The 17,125-nt window shown below is 70.6% G+C and carries 15 protein-coding genes; 12 read left to right on the top strand and 3 right to left on the bottom strand.

Annotated elements, in window-relative coordinates:
• The first annotated feature begins 171 nt into the window (after window positions 1-171).
• On the top strand, window positions 172-1,653 hold the full coding sequence (locus O7601_RS24775) for an FAD-dependent oxidoreductase (RefSeq protein WP_281563494.1): 1,482 nt from the start codon (window positions 172-174) through the stop codon (window positions 1,651-1,653).
• Window positions 1,650-2,429 carry a 1-acyl-sn-glycerol-3-phosphate acyltransferase gene (locus O7601_RS24770; RefSeq protein WP_281563493.1) on the top strand — a complete coding sequence of 260 codons (780 nt, stop codon included), beginning with the start codon at window positions 1,650-1,652 and terminating at the stop codon, window positions 2,427-2,429. Before O7601_RS24775 ends, O7601_RS24770 begins: the two co-directional genes overlap by 4 nt.
• 41 nt (window positions 2,430-2,470) lie before the next feature.
• Here the strand turns inward: O7601_RS24770 and O7601_RS24765 are convergent, their stop codons facing one another.
• Entirely contained in the window at window positions 2,471-3,388 is a 918-nt protein-coding gene (locus O7601_RS24765; RefSeq protein WP_281563492.1) for a cytochrome c biogenesis CcdA family protein, read from the bottom strand.
• Between the two features lie 2 nt (window positions 3,389-3,390).
• Window positions 3,391-3,981, bottom strand: coding sequence for a redoxin domain-containing protein (locus tag O7601_RS24760; RefSeq protein ID WP_281563491.1), 591 nt, complete (start codon window positions 3,979-3,981; stop codon window positions 3,391-3,393).
• 152 nt (window positions 3,982-4,133) lie between these two features.
• On the opposite strand from O7601_RS24760, the gene O7601_RS24755 reads away from it, so the two are divergent.
• The 3 genes from O7601_RS24755 to O7601_RS24745 all read left to right on the top strand — a co-directional run bounded on the left by O7601_RS24755 (window position 4,134) and on the right by O7601_RS24745 (window position 7,649).
• Complete coding sequence (locus tag O7601_RS24755; protein ID WP_281563490.1) at window positions 4,134-5,435, top strand: DUF1800 domain-containing protein; 1,302 nt, start codon at window positions 4,134-4,136, stop codon at window positions 5,433-5,435.
• 11 nt (window positions 5,436-5,446) lie between these two features.
• On the top strand, window positions 5,447-6,688 hold the full coding sequence (locus O7601_RS24750; protein WP_281563489.1) for a DUF1501 domain-containing protein: 1,242 nt from the start codon (window positions 5,447-5,449) through the stop codon (window positions 6,686-6,688).
• A gap of 247 nt (window positions 6,689-6,935) precedes the next feature.
• Window positions 6,936-7,649 (top strand): hypothetical protein, encoded by a 714-nt coding sequence (locus tag O7601_RS24745; protein ID WP_281563488.1) that lies wholly within the window; start codon window positions 6,936-6,938, stop codon window positions 7,647-7,649.
• Window positions 7,650-7,762: 113 nt separating this feature from the next.
• Here O7601_RS24745 and O7601_RS24740 read toward each other — a convergent pair whose 3' ends face one another.
• Window positions 7,763-8,038 carry an antibiotic biosynthesis monooxygenase gene (locus tag O7601_RS24740; protein ID WP_281563487.1) on the bottom strand — a complete coding sequence of 92 codons (276 nt, stop codon included), beginning with the start codon at window positions 8,036-8,038 and terminating at the stop codon, window positions 7,763-7,765.
• Window positions 8,039-8,276: 238 nt separating this feature from the next.
• On the opposite strand from O7601_RS24740, the gene O7601_RS24735 reads away from it, so the two are divergent.
• The 7 genes from O7601_RS24735 (at window position 8,277) to O7601_RS24705 (ending at window position 17,079) form a co-directional block, all read left to right on the top strand.
• Window positions 8,277-9,512, top strand: coding sequence for a S41 family peptidase (locus O7601_RS24735; protein WP_348650217.1), 1,236 nt, complete (start codon window positions 8,277-8,279; stop codon window positions 9,510-9,512).
• Window positions 9,513-9,643: 131 nt separating this feature from the next.
• Window positions 9,644-11,116, top strand: coding sequence for an amino acid adenylation domain-containing protein (locus tag O7601_RS24730; RefSeq protein WP_281563486.1), 1,473 nt, complete (start codon window positions 9,644-9,646; stop codon window positions 11,114-11,116).
• Window positions 11,113-11,802 carry a PIG-L deacetylase family protein gene (locus O7601_RS24725; RefSeq protein WP_281563485.1) on the top strand — a complete coding sequence of 230 codons (690 nt, stop codon included), beginning with the start codon at window positions 11,113-11,115 and terminating at the stop codon, window positions 11,800-11,802. The genes O7601_RS24730 and O7601_RS24725 overlap by 4 nt, the downstream gene beginning before the upstream one ends.
• Before the next feature lie 91 nt (window positions 11,803-11,893).
• On the top strand, window positions 11,894-12,982 hold the full coding sequence (locus O7601_RS24720; protein WP_281563484.1) for a methyltransferase: 1,089 nt from the start codon (window positions 11,894-11,896) through the stop codon (window positions 12,980-12,982).
• Window positions 12,983-13,050: 68 nt separating this feature from the next.
• Window positions 13,051-14,922: an ABC transporter ATP-binding protein gene (locus O7601_RS24715; RefSeq protein WP_281563483.1), complete on the top strand. Its 1,872-nt coding sequence runs from the start codon at window positions 13,051-13,053 to the stop codon at window positions 14,920-14,922.
• Window positions 14,919-16,733, top strand: a complete 1,815-nt coding sequence (locus tag O7601_RS24710) for an ABC transporter ATP-binding protein (protein ID WP_281563482.1) — start codon at window positions 14,919-14,921, stop codon at window positions 16,731-16,733. Before O7601_RS24715 ends, O7601_RS24710 begins: the two co-directional genes overlap by 4 nt.
• Window positions 16,734-16,773: 40 nt before the next feature.
• Window positions 16,774-17,079 (top strand): acyl carrier protein, encoded by a 306-nt coding sequence (locus O7601_RS24705; RefSeq protein WP_281563481.1) that lies wholly within the window; start codon window positions 16,774-16,776, stop codon window positions 17,077-17,079.
• Window positions 17,080-17,125: the final 46 nt, after the last annotated feature.

Here is a 17,125-nt window from a genome sequence, read left to right as displayed (position 1 = left end):
ATCCTGCGTCAACCCGTGACGCACGAGGTGATGCGCGGTGGGCACGTGCACGTGGTCTCCGGCACGCGAGCCGCCCACCCTTGGCCTCGCAGGGCTTACCGGTCAGTGACGAGTTCCCGTACGGGGATGCCGGCCAGGGTGCCGCCGGGTAGCGTCGCAGCGTGATCGACAATGGGCCGAGCCCACCTGGCCGGCGGTGAGGTGCTCATGACCGACCTGGATCTGCTGGTGCTCGGCGGCGGTACCGCCGGCCTGGTCTCCGCCGTGATCGCCGGCGGGCTCGGGGCCCGGGTGGCGCTTATCGAACGGGACCGTACCGGCGGTGATTGCCTGTGGACCGGGTGTGTGCCGAGCAAGGCGTTGATCGAGGCGGCCGACCTGGCGCACCGGATGCGCCGCGCCGACCGGGTCGGCCTGACCCCGGTGGAACCGGAGATCAACCTGACCGGCGTGATGGCGCACGTGCGAGCGGCCCAGGAGGCGATCGCACCGCATGACGCACCGGAACGGGTCCGCGCGGCCGGAGCGGAGGTCATCACGGACGAGGCCGTCTTCGTCGGTCCTCGGCGGGTGCGGCTGGCCTCCGACGGCCGGGAGTTGACGGCGCGGTGTGTGCTGGTGGCGACCGGATCGCAGCCGCAGCTGCCGCCGGTGCCGGGGCTGGCGGCGGCCGGCCCGTTGACCAGCGACACCATCTGGGACCTGCAGGCTCTGCCGCCGCGGCTGCTGGTGCTCGGCGGCGGGCCGGTCGGCTGCGAACTCGGTCAGGCGTTCGCCCGTCTCGGCAGCGCGGTGACGCTGGTGGAGCGGGCGCCGCGGCTACTGCCCCGGGAAGATCCAGAGGTCGGGCAGCTGATCGCCGACCGGTTACGCGACGAGGGCGTCGACGTGCGCACCGGCACACAGGTGACCGAGGTGGCCGCCGCCGATCCGTGGCGGGTCCGATTGACCGGGGACCAGCCGGGGGCGGTCGGTTTCGACCGGATCCTCGTCGCGGGCGGGCGACGGCCGCGCACCGCCGAGCTGGGCCTGGTGACTGCCGGCGTGGCCGTCACCGACCACGGTGCGGTCCGGGTGGACAGCCGGATGCGGACCACCGCCCCGGGCGTGTACGCCGCCGGCGACGTCACCGGCGTGCTGCCCTTCACCCACGTCGCCGCCCACCAGGCGGGCACGGCCACGCTCAACGCGCTGTTCTGGCTGCCAAGCCACGTTCGCTACCTGCCGATGCCGTACGTGACCTTCACCGACCCCGAGGTCGCCCGGGTCGGCCTGCGCGCCGCGCAGGCCCGCCACCGGTGGGGCAACCGGGCCATCATCACCCGCCTCGACCTGACCGAGGTGGACCGGGCGGTGGCCGCCGGACGCACCGACGGGTGGGCGCAGCTGGTCGCCGACCCGCGGGGGCGGCTGGTCGGCGCCACCGTGGTGGCGCCCGCCGCGGGTGAGGTCATCGGTGAACTGGCCGCGATGGTCGCCCGCCGCGGCCGGCTCACCGACCTGTACCGCACCGTGCACCCTTACCCGACGTATGCGCTTGCCGCCGTCGACGCCGTGGGTGAGCACCTGCAGGCGCGGCTGCTGACCCCGGCCACCCGCCGGCTGACCCGGCCACTGCTGGCCGCGCTGCGCACCGCCGCCCGTACCACATGAAGCCGCAGCGCGACCCGCAGGCGATCGCCCGCGCGGCCGGCCGGGTCCGGCGCATCCTGGTGCCCTACCACCGGGCGCGGGTCATCGGCATCGAACACATCCCGACCGGTCCGGCGCTGTACGTCGCCAACCACAACGGCGGTTTCTACACCGGCGACACCTACCTGTTCGCCTCAGCCGTCCACCACGCGCGGGGACTGGCCGACACACCGTGGGTGCTCACCCACGACCTCGGGCTGGCCCTGCTCGGGCGTTGGCTACGACCACTCGGCGCCGTTCCCGCCGATTTCGCCACCGCCGTGGCGCTGCTCACGAAGGGCGACAAGGTCCTCGTCTACCCGGGCGGCGACGCCGACGGCGCCCGCCGCTGGACCGACCGACACCAGGTGATCTTCGAGGGTCGCGTCGGCCACGCGCGCCTCGCGGTCGCCTGCGGGGTGCCGGTTGTCCCGGTCGCCGCAGCCGGCGCGCACAACACCGCCATGGTCCTGTACGACGGCGCCGCCGTGGCCCGGCTGCTGCGCACCCGACGGTGGCTGCGTCTCGCACGGTGGCCGCTGCTGCTCAGCCTGCCATGGGGCCTGACCTTCCTTCCCGCGGTGCCCTACCTACCACTGCCGGCCCGGATCACCGTCACGATCGGTCCGCCCATCCACTTCGAACGGCACGGCCCGGCGGCCGCCGCCGACGACGAGTACGTCGCCCGGTGCGCCGCACGGGTGCACGACACTGTGCAGGCGCTCCTTCACGGCTCGGCCAGCGAGGCTCGCCGATGACGGGTTGTGCTTGGCACCTGCGGGGTGCAGCAGATTCATACTCACGCCCGGTCGTCCGACGAACGGTCAGGCCCCGCCGGGCGAGCGACGGCCCGGCGGGCAGGTAGCCGATGCCGGCGCCGCAGGGTGATCCCTGCGGCTAGGGCGAGCAGCGCCAGCACCGCCACCGCGACCGTCCACGGACCCAGCTCTGCCAGCCACGTGCTTACCGCTGTCTGGATGGTGCCGGCCGCGTCGATGATCGGGTCGTCCACATCACCGCGACCGGAGAAAGTCCGCACCTCGTACCAGCCGTACCAGGCCACGTACCCGCCAGTGACCACCAGCAACAGTCCGGCGACCCGCCCGAGCAGCGAGTAGGCCCGGCGGGCGCGGCGCACCAGCGACTCACGGGCCAGCGCGACGGCCAGCGCGGCCGCGCCCACCGCCAGCCCCATACCGAAGGCGTACGCCACGAACAGAGCGACGCCGGACAGGGCGGATCCGGCGCGGAAAGTGGCGACCACGACGGCGAGGAACGGGCCGATGGTGCATCCGAGCGAAGCGATCGCGTACGCCGCACCGAACAGCACCATCGAGCCGAAGCGCCGACGGACCTCCGGCCCGGTGGCCAGTTTCGGCGTGAAGGTGGGCAACTGGCGCCCCGCCAGTAGCCAGCCACCGGCAGCCACCAGGGCGAGCCCGATGAGGATCGACACCCAGGGCAGGTGACGGGCGACCGCGTCCGCCGCCGGGGCGGCGAGCAGCCCGAACACGCCGAACACCGCGACGAACCCGAGCGTCATGGCACCGGTCAACGCGACCGCCCGACCGACGGACGCAAGCGCGTCCCGTTCGGCTGATGGCTCGTCACCCAGCACCAGCATCGACAGGTACGCCGGTAGCAGTGCGAAGCCACAGGGGTTGACCGCAGCCAACAGCCCGGCACCGACGGCGAGGCCGTACGGAGTGTCTGTCATGGTCAGCTCAGACCGGCGACCCGCTTGCGCAGGTCCTGCTGCGACAGTGGTCCCGAGTGCACGACAGCGCCGGCGGAGTCGAGCAGCACGTACTGCTCCTGGCTGGTCACCTCGAAGCGGCGCCATACCTGGCCGTCGTCGTCGGCCAGGTTGGGAAAGCGCTCGATTCCGGTCTGCTTCGCGAACCGTCTCATCGCCTCGTCGCCGCTGCCGAGCCCGGCCACGCCGATCACGTTGACCCGGCCCGCGTTGTCCTGCTGCACGGCGGCGACCTCGTCGGCCACCGCGCGGCACCGGCTACACCAGGCCGCCCAGAACCACAACACCGCCGGCTTGCCGACGAGGCTGCTACCCGCGAAGTTCTCGCCGTCGATCGTCCGGGCACTGAACGAGAGCGTCTGCGGGACCGTCGTTTCCGCCCCGCTGCTCGCCGTCGGCGCGGCGGCACCCGACGGTGTCGGCGGAGCCGTCGTGTTCGGCCCGGCAGTCGTGCTCTCCGAGTCGGCGGGTGGCTCTGTGCCACCGCAGGCGGTCAGGGCGAGGACGGCCGCGGTAAGGGCGGCGACGACGGGGGCGGTACGGATGCCGGGCATGACCGGATGCTAGCCCGGCCACCGGCTCGGGCGGCCTTACGAGCTCCTTACGGGCGGCGCAGGCCGCGGAACTGCTCGTGCCGACCGCAGGTTTGTCCATCGCTGACCGAGTTCTTACCGTCGTCGTACATTGGTGTCGTAGCGTCTGCCGGGTGACTGATCGGGAGGCGGTGGCGCACCTGTTGCGTCGGGCGACGTTCGGGCCGACGGCCGAGGAGGTGGACGCGGCCGAACGTGACGGGTTCGCCCGTACCCTCGATCGGCTGCTCGCGCCGGAGGGCCCGGATAGCGGCGCGGCGGCCACCCCGGTGCCGGTCCTCGGGCCGGACCCGGCGGCCCAACTCGATCGCGGGGCGCCCCGGGAGCAGCGGCAGCGGGCCAACCAGCAACGCCGGGAGCAGGTGACCCGGCTGCTCGACTGGTGGCTGGGACGGATGGTCGCCGCCGAGCACCAGTCGACCGAGAAGCTGCTGTTCTTCTGGCACGGGCATTGGGCGACAAGTGTGCAGAAGGTTCGCTCCGCCGGGTTGATGCTGCGGCAGTTGGACACCCTGCGCCGGCTCGGGCGCGGACCGCTGCCGCCGCTGGTGGACGCGATGGTGCGCGATCCGGCCCTGATCCTGTGGCTCGACGGGCAGCGCAACACCCGTAAGGCTCCGAACGAGAACCTCGCCCGGGAGCTGATGGAGCTGTTCACTCTCGGCGTCGGCGGCGGTTACACCGAGACGGATGTGCGGGAGGGCGCCCGGGCACTGACCGGCTGGGCGGTCGACCGCCGAACCGGAGCGGTGCGGTTCGAGCCGCGCCGGCACGACACCGGGCCGAAGACGATACTCGGCGTCACCGCCGCCTTCGACGCCCGGTCCTACGCCCGGTTGCTGACCGACCAGCGGGAGACGGCGCGGTTCGTGGCCGGCCGGCTCTGGTTCCGGTTCGCCGGTTCGCACCTGCCGGCCCCGGACGGTCTCGCCGGTGTCGACACGCTTGCGACGCTGCGCCGCATCTTCACCGCGCCGGACTTCACACAAACCCGGGAAACCCTCGTCAAGCAGCCCGTCGAGTGGGTGGTGGGCGCGATGCGGCAGCTCGGCATCCGCCCGGCTGACCTGCCCGAGCAGCGTCGCCGGCAGTTGGTAGGGGGCCTGAACGCGCTGGAGCAGGTGCCGCTGCGCCCGCCCAGCGTGGGTGGCTGGCCGGCCGGGACCGCCTGGCTGACCACATCGTCGGCGCAGGCCCGACTCCGTGCCGCCGGTCATCTCGCCCGTGTCGCGGCACCGGCGGTGCTGTCCCGGCTCGCGGCGGCACCGCGCGACGAGCGGCCGGAGGCGCTGGCCCGGCTGCTCGTGGTCGACAGGTGGAGCGAGCGCACCCGGCGGGCGCTGGCCCCGATGGCCGGTGAACCACGACGACTGATCGTCGCTGGCCTGGTCAGCCCCGAGTACACGGTCAGCTGAAGGAGGACGGCGTGGACATCCTGACCCGGCGGCGGTTCCTGGTGGCCAGCGGCGTGGCCGGCGCGGTCGCCCTGGCGGCCGGTGCCACCGCCCACCGGCTGGAGGACCTGTTCGCCACCGCCGGTGATCGGGATCCGGACTCCCGGACGCTGGTGCTGGTCACCCTGTACGGCGGCAACGACGGCCTGAACACCGTCGTCCCGTACGCGGACCCGGCCTACCACGACGCCCGCCCCGAGCTGGCGTACGCGGCGGAGGAGGTCAGGCGCCTCGACGGCGAGGTGGGGTTGAATCCGGCGCTGGCCGGGTTGCACACGCTCTACGGCGAAGGTCGGCTCGCGGTGGTGCGTGGCGTCGGCTACCCGAAGCCCGACCGCAGCCACTTCCGGTCGATGGACATCTGGCAGACCGCCGAGCCTGAGCGGCCCGGTTCCACCGGGTGGGTGGGCCGCTGGCTGGACCACACCAGTGGGGACCCGCGGCTCGCCGTCTCCTTCGAGCCGACGCTGCCTCCGCTGTTGGCCGGCGAACGGTCGGCGGGCGCCTCGGTACTGGTCGGCGGGCGTGCGGCCCCTCGTGGTCTGCCGGAGTCGGCGCTGGCTGCGCTGGCGGTGACCCAGACGGGGGAGTCGGCGGCCCGGGCGCGCGCGGCGGCCTGCTTCGCCGACCTGCGCGCCGTCGACCAGATGATCCGCGAGGTGCGTGACGCGACGGTGGACGAGGAGACCGACGAGGACGCGGAGACGGCTCCGGCGACCGCCACCGGAGGCGCCCGAACCCCACTGGACGCGCAGCTGGACCTGGTCGCCCAGTGCATCGAGGCCGGTGTCACCACTCGCGTGTTCTCGGTGTCACTCGGCGGCTTCGACACCCACGCCGACGAGAGGCAGCTGCAGGAGGTGCTGCTCGGGCAGCTCGACCGGGCGCTGACCCGCTTCACCGATCGGATGGCGCAGACCGACGCGGGCCGGAAGGTGGTCACCGCTGTCTACTCGGAGTTCGGCCGCAGGGTCCGGGCCAATGGCTCCGACGGCACCGACCACGGCACCGCCTCGAACATGCTTCTCCTCGGCGCAGGGGTGCGCGGTGGCCTGTCCGGAGAACCGCCCAGCCTGACCGACCTCGACCGCGGTGACCTGAAGTTCACCATCGACTTCCGGGACGTCTACGCCACTCTGCTCCGGTCGGTGCTGGACACCGACCCGGCGGTGGTCCTGCACGGCTGGCGCGGGCGGTTGAACGGCGTCCTGTGAGCCACTCGGCCGACCCGCGCGTCATGCCGGTGGCGAGGGGTGGGTCGCGGTGCTGGACACCTTCGACGCGAACAACGCACAGTGCGGCACCCCTCCGCCCGGTATCGGTGCGGGTGCCGTCAATGCTGGTCGCCTCGCCATCTGCACGCGCTCTCAGCTAGGTCAGGGACTCCTCAGCACCCCACGCGGTGCGAGGGACCTCCGACGCACTAGCATTGCTGCGGTCCAGCGGCTGAAACGAGGCAAGATGCGTTGGCTCCGGCAGTTGCTGGGTAGCAAGCGGGTCCAGCTGGATCCAGGGCGGCAGCAGGCACTGCTGCGGGATGTCTGGCACCGTTACGGCGTCGGCTCGCCGGGCCGGTTTTCGGAGCAGGTCGAAACGATCACCCGGATGCTGGACGACGATGACGGCCTGGTGGTGGCGGCCCGGGTGGTGACCGCGTTCGCCGACGAGGCTCACGCGGACCTGCAGGCCCAAGCTCACGACGTGCACCGACGCACGGGCCGCCGACTCTTGGTGGACCGCCGGAGCTACCGGCCGCTGTGGAGGGAGGCTGGGCCGGCGCTGCGGTGGCCACTGTTCGCGCTGCCGGGCGGACTTCATCCGTACGTGCAGGTGAGCGCCGCCGTCGCAGTGGTCGGCAGCCGCGCGCCCCGGCTCGGCCGGGTGACCGACCCGGCCCTGCTCCTGGCCCGCGTGTTCGAGGTGCTCGATCTCACCGTCATCGGCTGGGAGTACGGCCAGGTACGGGTGGACACCGATGGCGCAGCCCTGGCCGATCGACTGATCTCGACCGCCGGGCAGGTTCTCGCGGCCATCGACGATCCGCCCCGGCTGCCGCCTCCGGTCCGCGAGGCGATGCGCCGCAACAACACCCTCGATGTCCACGATCCAACCGGCCCTCACGTGGTCGGCGGCATCAACCTGGGCGCGCGGATGCGGGAGACTCTGCTGGTGTGACACCGAAGTGAAGCCGAGCGGCTCATCGCTGTGCCGGGTCGAGGACGTCCTCAGCCCGGAGACCAGGCGGTCGTGAAGAGCGGCACGCTGGCGCGATATGGCGACGAGCCGGCCTATACGCCCAGCCCTCCCATCACGGTCACCTCTTGGCTGGTGAACTCGCCAGTGAGCATCGGCATGGCCTTGCCGATCGCGGCTTTGGTTTCGGGCAGCTGTAGAGAGGCGTCGTGCTTCTCCTTGCTCTGCCACACCTCGCTCACCCAGATCGTGACGTCGTCGGTGTCCGAGACACTCACGACGTACAGGTCACATCCGGCCTCGCGGAGGCCATCCGCGCCGCTGAGCAGAATGTCCACGACCTCATTCCGGTGGCCGGGCTTGGTCTTCATCGATCCGATGTAGCCGTACGACACAGCAACCCCCTACGCGGCGGCAGGCTGGTCATGATCTCACACGGGCCTCACCGGCTGGCCGCCGACACGCCAGCCCAGAGACTGGCGAACGACCGGGGCGTACGGAAGGCGGTATCCGCAATCGGCGTCCGCGCCGGCCCCGCCGGACTCACGAGGAGCAGCTCCACTGGGCGTACGCGACGGCGCGGGTCTCCATCATGGAAATCACGCCTCGATGGTAAGCAATTCGGCTGCCCGTCCGCTGCCCCGCCAGAGGCGGCCCGGCGCGGATTCGCCTGTCGGCGGTGACCAGCCAGCTGGCGGCCAGGTCATCACGAGGGAGGTGGCGCCAACTGGCGCGAATCGGATGTCCGTCGTGGTCATGCCGTTTTCGATCCACGGGGTGATCTGCGGGTCGACTGGCGACTTGGACGTGTATACCGACCGCTGCTGCGATGGTAGACTGCCGTCGATGGGAGCGACTCGCGACTGGTCCACGGAAATTGAAGTGCTATGTGGACAGCTAAAGGACCACTATTTCAATTCGGACGTGGCCGAGCAGGTCAGTGCGTTGCTACGCAGGAGACTGGTCGACGGAAGCTACGCCGATCTGCCGCGCGACGAGGACTTCGCTGCTGCGGTGACCGGGGATATGCAGCGGGTCAATGGCGACAAGCACCTTTATCTCGCTTACACGACAAAGAAGCTTGCCCCCGCCGAAGACCCGGTGATTCATGACGGTCCGCGAGACCCGCGCGCCGCGGGGCTTGACGGACACGGCTTCCACGAGGTACAGCGGTTGCCGGGCAATGTGTGGTATCTGGACGTTCGCCGGTTCTGGCATCCCGACCTGTCTGGGCCGGCGGCGGTCGCGGTGATGAACCTGGTGGCCGACGCGGACGCGCTCATCGTCGACCTTCGCCTTTGCACAGGTGGCGAGCCGGAGATGGTGGCACTGGTCTGTGGTTATCTTTTCGACGAACCCACACAGCTCAATACCCTGACGTTCCCGGCCGAGGGCCGTACGGTGCAGTTCTGGTCATCGGCGTACGTTCCTGGCCCACGCTTCGGCGGCCAGAAGCCGATCTTCGTCCTGATCGGTAGTAGTACGTTCTCCGCAGCCGAGGCCATCAGCTACGACCTGCAGCAATATCGCCGAGCGACACTGATCGGCCAGCGTACCGCTGGTGGGGCCAATTTTCACTTCCCGATGCGGGTTGCCGATCATCTGTTCTCCGCCGTCCCCTCGGGCTACCCGCTGCATCCGGTCTCCGGTGCCAACTGGGAGGGCGTCGGGGTGGAACCCGATATCACCGTCCCCGAGGAAGACGCCGTTGCTGAGGCCAAGCGCCGGAGCCTCGAACACGTGCTGTCGCTGGGGGCGGACGGGCCCCGACGGGCCGTGGCGGAGCAGGCCGAGCAGGAACTACGACGCCTCCGGGCCGGCGCGGGGGCACCGGGTCGGGCATGAGGTGGCTTGCCGTGGCGGACGGGCGGGGGCGTTCGTCCCGGTGGCCGCCCGGGCGACCGCCGCGCGCCGGCCGCCACATCGGCGGCCGGGTCATCACGGACCGCACGTCAACCGAAATGGACGGTCATCCGGTGGACACACTGGAGCAACGCTTTTGGTTCCAGGTACGCCAGGGGCCGGACCGGGTAGCCATACGCGAGTCGGACCATCAGCTCACCTACGGTGAGTTGGGCGAGCGGGTGGCCCGTGTCGCATCCGCGCTCCACGACCAGGGCGTGCGGGAGGGCGACCACGTCGGCGTGTGTCTGGGCCGCGGTAGCGACCTGTTGGCCGTACTGCTCGGCATCTGGTCGGTGGGGGCCGCCTACGTGCCGATGGACAGCAAGAACCCCGCCACCCGACTGGCCTTCATGGCCGTCGATGTGCGGCTGCGCTGTGTGGTGGCCGGACCCGGCACCGGACGGGCCCTGGCGGAGGTGACCGTCCCGGTGGTGGACGGGGCCACGCTACTGGCGGCCGCCCCTCGCATCGATACCGGTGGTGTCGGCCGGCCCGGCGACATCGCCTACATCATCTACACCTCCGGATCCACCGGGCAGCCCAAGGGCGTCGCGGTGACCCACCGCAACCTGGCGAGCTTCATCGACGCCACGGCCGAGCTGTTGCCGGCGGCCGCGCACCAGCGGGTGCTGTTCAGCACTCCGCTGTCGTTCGACATCGCCGGGCTGGAGATATTCCTTCCACTCACCCGGGGTGGCACCTGTGTGGTGGCCCCGCAGACCTGGCTGATGAACTCCCGGTCACTGGCCGAGCTGATCTCCTCGGCGCAGCCCAGTCTGGTGCAGGCGACCCCGACCGGTTGGCGGCTGCTGCTCGACGCGGGGGTGCGGATCACCGCCGGTCAGACGCTGTTGTGCGGCGGCGAGGACCTACCCCGGGCACTCGCCGCGGAACTCGCCGGTCTACCCGCCGTCGCGTACAACATGTACGGCCCGACGGAAGCGACGATCTGGTCGACGGCATGGCGGATCGACGGCGACGAGGTCTGCATCGGCGGGCCGATGCGACACGCGACCGTTCACGTCCTGGACGACGACCTGAACCCGACCGACGAGGGTGAGTTGTACATCGGCGGCCCGGCGGTCGCGGAGGGCTACTACAACCGGCGCGAGCTGACCGCCCGGCATTTCCTGCCCGATCCGTGGTCGCCGGTGCCGGGCGCGAGGATGTACGCCACCGGCGACATCGTCCGCCGCCGCGGCGCGGACCTGGTGTGGCTGCACCGGCGCGACTCGCAGGTCAAGCTGCACGGCGTACGGATCGAGCTGGGCGAGATCGAGGCGGTCGCCGTCGAGGTGCCGGGGGTGAGCGCCGCCGTGGCACTGATCCACGACGACGCGCTGCACCTCTTCGTGGCGGCAAGTGTCATTGCCGGAGCGGTCCCGGTGTCAGCCGAGGACGTCGTTCGGCGGGTGGTCGGGGCGCTGCGCGACCGGCTGCCGGCGTCGATGCACCCCCGCGAGGTCCGGGTCCTCGACGCGCTGCCACTGAGCGCCAACGGAAAAGTCGACCGTGGGTCACTGGCCCGTCGGGTGGCCGCATGAGGCGGGTGCTGGTCGTCTCGGCCCACCCGGACGACGCCGACTTCGCCTGCGGCGGAACCATCGCCGCGCTGGTCGCACAGGGTGACCGGGTGTCGCTGCTGGTCGCCACGAGTGGTGAGGCCGGCCTGCCGGTCGGTGAGGTCGACACGTCGTTGCGGCGCCGGGAGCAACAGGCCGCGGCGGCGGTGCTCGGCGTGTCATCAGTCGACTTCCTCGACCACCCGGACGGAGGAGTGCGACCGAGTCCCGACCTCCGGCGGGACATCACCGCGAGCATCCGCGCTCTCCGCCCCGATCTGCTGATAACCCATTCGCCGCGGCGCAACCTGCGTGGCCTGCGGTCCAGCCATCCGGACCACACCGCGGTCGGCGAGGCCGCCCTCTCGGCGGTCTACCCGGACGCACGAAACCCACGCTCCTACGGTGACCTGCTCGATCAGGGCCTGGAGCCGTATGTCGTACCGGAGGTGTGGCTGCACGGCACCGAGGAGTGCGACTGGCCGGTCGACATCCGGGCCTGGTTCGCGACGAAGGTGCGCGCCGTGCGCTGCCACGAGTCCCAGCTGGCCGGTGCGGGGTCGGACGTGGAGGAGTTCCTGCGGAATTGGGGTCGGGAGGTCGCCCAGCAGCACAACCTCGGCGCGGACAACTTGGCCGAGGAATTCCTGCGGCTCGATACGCGGTGAGTTTTACCCATTAACATTGATAAGCGTCATGACGTACGATCCAGTGAAGTTCGGACCAGGGGACGATCGACAAGGATGGGGGATACTTGTCATGCCGAGAAATGTTTCTGACGTCCTGATGAACGACGCCAACGTGGCGGCGGTGACCGCACTGCACCAGGACCCGCTGTTTGACCGCTTCTCCCTTATCGTCAATGGTCCGGCGCTGTTCAATGCCCTGGTCACGGCGATCGAGATCGACCTTTTCGCGGCGTTGGAGGACGAGCGGCCACCCAGCCTGGAGAGACTCAGCGCTCGCACCGGCGTTGCCCACGCTCGGCTCCGGGTGCTCATGCTGGCCCTGTGCGCCAGCGGACTCGTCGAGCGCGACGCCGACGGGTACCACAACACGGACTTCGCCCGGCGGGCGTTCGCCGGGTCCGGGGCGGCCGACTGGCGCGACATCCTCGTCGGGTGGCAGCGCATCTACTATCCGGCGTTCGCCGAGCTGACCGCCGCGATGCGCGACGGCACCAATACCGCACTGGACCGGTACCCCGGGCAGGAGCCGACGCTCTACCAGCGGCTGGAACACAGCCCGGCCACCGAGGCGGTGCTGCACCGGGCCATGTCCGCGTTCACCGTGCAGTCGCTACCGGGGCTGCTGGAGCACGCCCGCCTCGACGAGGCCCGGCATCTGCTCGATCTGGGCGGCGGCGACGGCACCACATCGCTCGCGATCACCGAACGTTTTCCGCACCTGCGGGTCACACTGTTTGACGTTCCCAGCGTCGCGGCCCGTGCTGCGGAGCGGATCGGCCCGCACCCGCGCATCGACGTACAGGCCGGCGACCTCTTCACCGACGCGTTTCCGGGCGGCGCGGACACGGCGCTGTTCAGTCACGTGTTGGAGGTGTTCGCCGGGGAGCGGATCCTCTCCCTGGCCCGCAAGGCGTTCGACGCGCTGCCGCCCGGTGGGCGCCTGCTCGTTTACGGCTTCAACCCCACGGACGACGAGACGCAGGGCCTCTACTCGTCCCGGCTGGCCATCTACCTCACCGCACTGGCGACGGGGGAGGGCATGACCTACCCGGCCGCTGACTACGAACGGTGGCTGTGCGAGGCGGGCTTCACCGAGGTCGACACGGTCCGCGACCTGCCCTACGAGCATGGTCTCACGGTTGGCCGCAAACCGTCCTGAGGGCGGCGCAGGCCGGTGGCCGGGCCGGGTGGCAGCGATGACGGAAACCTCGACTGGAAGGAGCGCGCGTGCGGACCCGGTGGGAGACGTATCTCGATGAGGCGGTCAGGCCACGGATCCTGATCGTGCGTCAACTCCCACACGCCGGGCTCGGACTGGTCAGCATCCTTGTCGCCGTCAACGTGGCCCTCGCCGCGTTGCCGGTGGCCTTCGTGATCCTCAGCAGCCTGCTGGCCGGGCGGGTCGCCGACGCGGTGACCGACGCGTCCGGCGGCGGCTGGTCCGGCGTGACCGTCGTGCTGGGCTGGACGTGCGCTGTCTTCCTGGCCCAGCAGACCCTCACCCCGTTGCAGGTGGTGCTCGGCGAGAAGATGCAGCGCAGGGTGGACGGCTATTTCGAGTCCCGGCTCATGACCGCATCCCTCTCCACCACCGGGCTGGCGCCGTTGGAGGATCAGCAGACGCTCGACCTGCTCCGCGAGGCCACCCGCAAGCTCGAGTCCCGGTTCCAGACACCCGGGCACGCCACCGCCGGCATGCTGGCGCTGATCGCCCGGTATCTGCGCCTGGTCGCGTTCGCCGCGCTGGTGGCCAGCGTCACCGACGTGCTCGCCGGTGTCGGTGTCTTCGCCGCCGCCATGGCGTTCCGCTACGGGCAGCGCGGCGGCATGCGCCGGTACTCTCGGGTGTGGCGTGAGGTCCTGGCCAGCGAGCGGGAAGCCGACTACTTCCGGGATGTGGCAACCCGCCCGATGGCGGCCAAGGAGATCCGGGTGTTCGGTCTGGTCGGCTGGCTGACCGGGGAATATCGCCGCAACTACCTTGATGTCATCCGGCCCGTGTGGGCGCAGCGGCGCCGGATCTACCTGTTCCCGTTCTTCGGCTACCTGGCCCTCGGGCTACTGATCGGCGGTGCGGTGGCGGCGTCGATCGCCTACGCCGGTGCGCAGGGCCAGCTGAGCCTGGCCGAGGTGGCGTTGGGGCTGCAGGCCACCGTCGCCGCGCTGCTGCTCGGCGAGCACTACCCGGAGTCCGACGCCAACACCCAGTTCGGCATGACGTCGGTCAGCGCGCTGGAGACGTTCGAGCATCGTCTCCGGTCCCGGCGGGCCGAGGACATCGCCGACACCGCTGGCCTGGACGCCGCCGGGCTGCCGGTCCGTGACATCCGCTTCGAGGGTGTGTCCTTCCAGTACCCGGACGCCGGCCGGCCGGTTTTGGCGGGACTCGACCTGCAGCTGCGTGCGGGTGAGTGCACCGCCATCGTCGGCCTCAACGGCGCGGGCAAGACGACGCTTGTGAAGTTGCTCGCCCGTCTCTACGAGCCGACAGCCGGGTCGGTGCTGGTCGACGGCGTCGACCTGGCGACCTTCGACGTGGAATCCTGGCGCCGGCAGCTCGCGGTCATCTTCCAGGACTTCACCCGTTACGAGTTCAGCGCCACCGACAACATCGCGCTGGGCGCGGTGGAGGTGCCGGTGGACGACGCGCGGGTGCTGGCCGCCGCCGAGCGGGCCGGCATCGCCGACGCGCTCACCGCGCTGCCGCACGGCCTGGACACCACCCTGTCCCGTGAGTACGAGGGCGGCGCTGATCTCTCCGGCGGGCAGTGGCAGCGGGTAGCCATCGCCCGCAGCCTCTTCGCCGTCGCCGCGGGGGCCCGGTTGCTGGTTCTCGACGAACCGACGAGCGCCCTGGACATCCGGGCCGAGGCGGAGTTCTTCGCCCGCTTCGTGGAACTGACCCGGGGTGTCACGAGCGTGCTCGTCTCCCACCGCTTCTCAAGCGTCCGGCACGCCGACCGGATTGTGGTGCTTGAACATGGGCGGGTGATCGAGGACGGCACGCACGAGAGTCTGATGGCTGCCGGCGGCCGTTACGCCGGGCTGTTCCACCTGCAGGCCGACCGTTTCGCCGTGGACGGGAGGCAGGCGCGATGAGCAGGCTCGGCAGGGACAGCGTCCAGTGGGAGACGCTGGTCAGCTGCGTGACGGTCCTGCGCCTGGCGTGGCGGCAGGGCCGGGCCAAGACCGCCACCGCGGTGGTGCTGATGCTGTTGAGCGCAGTCGCGGCCCCGCTGGGGGCGTTGGCGTTGAAGGTCACCACCGACGCGGTGCTCCAGCAGGACGTCGGCTCCGCCGTCGCGGGTGGGCTGGCGGTTGCGGTGCTGGCCATCTGCGTGCTGACGATGGGGCACTTCGCCCACGTCGCCTACTTCGAGTTGTCGGAGCTGAACACGCTCCAGTTCGACTGCGAACTGATCGAGTTGGCGAACGGCTCCGCGGGCCTGGCGCACCACGAGCGCGCGGAGTACTCGGACCGCATCGCGGTGCTCCGTCAGGAGCTGCCCCGGTTGGGCTGGAGCGGCATGTCCGGCCTGCTGTCCACAGTGTCGCTCGGCTTGGCGATGGTGGTGACCGGCGTCGTTCTGGCGGAGCTGGAGCCGCTGCTGTTGTTGCTGCCGCTGGCCGCTGTCGCGCCCGTGCTGGCTAGCCAACGTGGTCAGCGCCTGCGCGGTCAGGCCCGGGACGACGCCGCCGCGCACACCCGGCGCGCGCGGCATCTCTTCGGCCTCGCGACCAGTGCCGACGCGGCCAAGGAGATCCGGGTCAGCCGCGCTCGCGACCTGCTGCTCCGCCGCCATGCGAACTCCTGGGCGGCGGCCAGCGAAGTACACGCGCGGGCCGAGTGGCGCGCGACGGCGCTGCTCATCGGCGGACAACTGGTGTTCTCGCTGGCCTACATCGCCGCGGTACTGCTGGTCGTCCGGGACGCGGCGGCCAACCGGGCCACGGTCGGCGACGTGGTGCTGGTCATCGCGCTGGCGACGCAGGTCAATCATCAGGTGACCCAGGGGGTGATGCTGCTCGGCGACCTGCAGCGGATGGCGCAGGCCCTGAGCCGGTTGCGGTGGTTGCGTGAACTGATCGCGCGCCAGGCGCCTGAGCCGGCCGACGAAGAGCTGCCGTCGACCATCTCAGGCGGAATCGACCTTGTCGACGTCGGGTTCACCTATCCGGGCACCGACCGACCGGTGCTCGCTGATGTCAATCTGCACCTGCCGGCGGGCACGACGGTCGCCCTGGTGGGAGAGAACGGTTCCGGCAAGACCACCCTGGTGAAGCTGCTCTGCCGGTTCTACCAACCCACCGCGGGCACGATCAAGGTCGACGGAGTGGATCTTCAGCGCGTACCACTGGATCGGTGGCGGTCGCGGATCGCCGCCGGCTTCCAGGACTTCGTCCGGTTCGAGCTGACGGCCCAACGGGCGGTGGCGGTCGGCGACCTGACCGTGTTGGACGACCGGGAGGCCGCTCTGCGGGGCCTGGCGCGGGCCCGCTCCGGCGGAATCGTGACCCAACTCCCGGATGGCCTGGACACGCAGCTCGGCAAGTCCTACACCGACGGCGCGGAACTCTCGGGCGGGCAGTGGCAGAAGCTGGCTCTGGGCCGGGCGATGATGCGTGAGGGCCCGCTGCTGCTCGTACTGGACGAGCCGACCGCGGCGCTGGACGCCCAGGCCGAGCACTCGCTCTTCGAGCAGTACGCCGAAAGCGCCCGCCGGATCGGCAAGAAGTCCGGTGGCATCACGTTGCTGATCTCACACCGATTCTCGACCGTACGCATGGCTGATGTGATCCTCGTGATCGGCGACGGGAGGATCGTCGAATCTGGCGATCATGACTCGCTGATGGCGAGGGACGGGCTCTACGCGGAACTCTTCACGCTGCAGGCGAACTCGTATCGCTAGGGGTGGTCGGCTAGATTCATTGATGTACGTAGGAGGCCGAATGGCGAGGACCAGCAATGGTGGGAGCACCGCCGAGGATGTGACGGGAAGCCGGGAATTGTCGACATCGGAAGTGCTGGAGAACCTCTGGACCAGCGTCCTCGGGGTGGCGCCGGCGAATCACGACGAGGATCTGTTCGACCTCGGCGCGACGTCACTGGCGGTGGTGCGCCTCATCGGCCGGGTGCGCGATCAGTTCGGCGTCGAGGTGCCTTTGGACGAGTTGTTCCGGATAGACGTGACGATCACCAATATGGCCGGCCTGATCGACGACCTCATGGAAGGTCGTCACAGCGATGTGCGCTGACGGCGGTCGATCACTACTGCGGCGGACGTGGATCTGGGAGGCGCGG

It is taken from the genome of Verrucosispora sp. WMMD573 (genome assembly GCF_027497175.1).
In the GTDB taxonomy this organism is placed as follows: domain Bacteria; phylum Actinomycetota; class Actinomycetes; order Mycobacteriales; family Micromonosporaceae; genus Micromonospora.
This window is presented reverse-complemented; position numbering and strand designations above follow the sequence as displayed.

Excerpts from the sequence above, each read along its gene's own strand:
- O7601_RS24745 (WP_281563488.1), top strand. The coding sequence starts at position 6,936 with ATGCGTTGGCTCCGGCAGTTGCTGGGTAGCAAGCGGGTCCAGCTGGAT.
- O7601_RS24775 (WP_281563494.1), top strand. The coding sequence starts at position 172 with ATGGGCCGAGCCCACCTGGCCGGCGGTGAGGTGCTCATGACCGACCTG.
- O7601_RS24740 (WP_281563487.1), bottom strand. The coding sequence starts at position 8,038 with ATGAAGACCAAGCCCGGCCACCGGAATGAGGTCGTGGACATTCTGCTC.
- O7601_RS24720 (WP_281563484.1), top strand. The coding sequence starts at position 11,894 with ATGCCGAGAAATGTTTCTGACGTCCTGATGAACGACGCCAACGTGGCG.
- O7601_RS24725 (WP_281563485.1), top strand. The coding sequence starts at position 11,113 with ATGAGGCGGGTGCTGGTCGTCTCGGCCCACCCGGACGACGCCGACTTC.
- O7601_RS24710 (WP_281563482.1), top strand. The coding sequence starts at position 14,919 with ATGAGCAGGCTCGGCAGGGACAGCGTCCAGTGGGAGACGCTGGTCAGC.
- O7601_RS24765 (WP_281563492.1), bottom strand. The coding sequence starts at position 3,388 with ATGACAGACACTCCGTACGGCCTCGCCGTCGGTGCCGGGCTGTTGGCT.
- O7601_RS24705 (WP_281563481.1), top strand. The coding sequence starts at position 16,774 with ATGGCGAGGACCAGCAATGGTGGGAGCACCGCCGAGGATGTGACGGGA.
- O7601_RS24760 (WP_281563491.1), bottom strand. The coding sequence starts at position 3,981 with ATGCCCGGCATCCGTACCGCCCCCGTCGTCGCCGCCCTTACCGCGGCC.
- O7601_RS24735 (WP_348650217.1), top strand. The coding sequence starts at position 8,277 with ATGGTAAGCAATTCGGCTGCCCGTCCGCTGCCCCGCCAGAGGCGGCCC.
- O7601_RS24770 (WP_281563493.1), top strand. The coding sequence starts at position 1,650 with ATGAAGCCGCAGCGCGACCCGCAGGCGATCGCCCGCGCGGCCGGCCGG.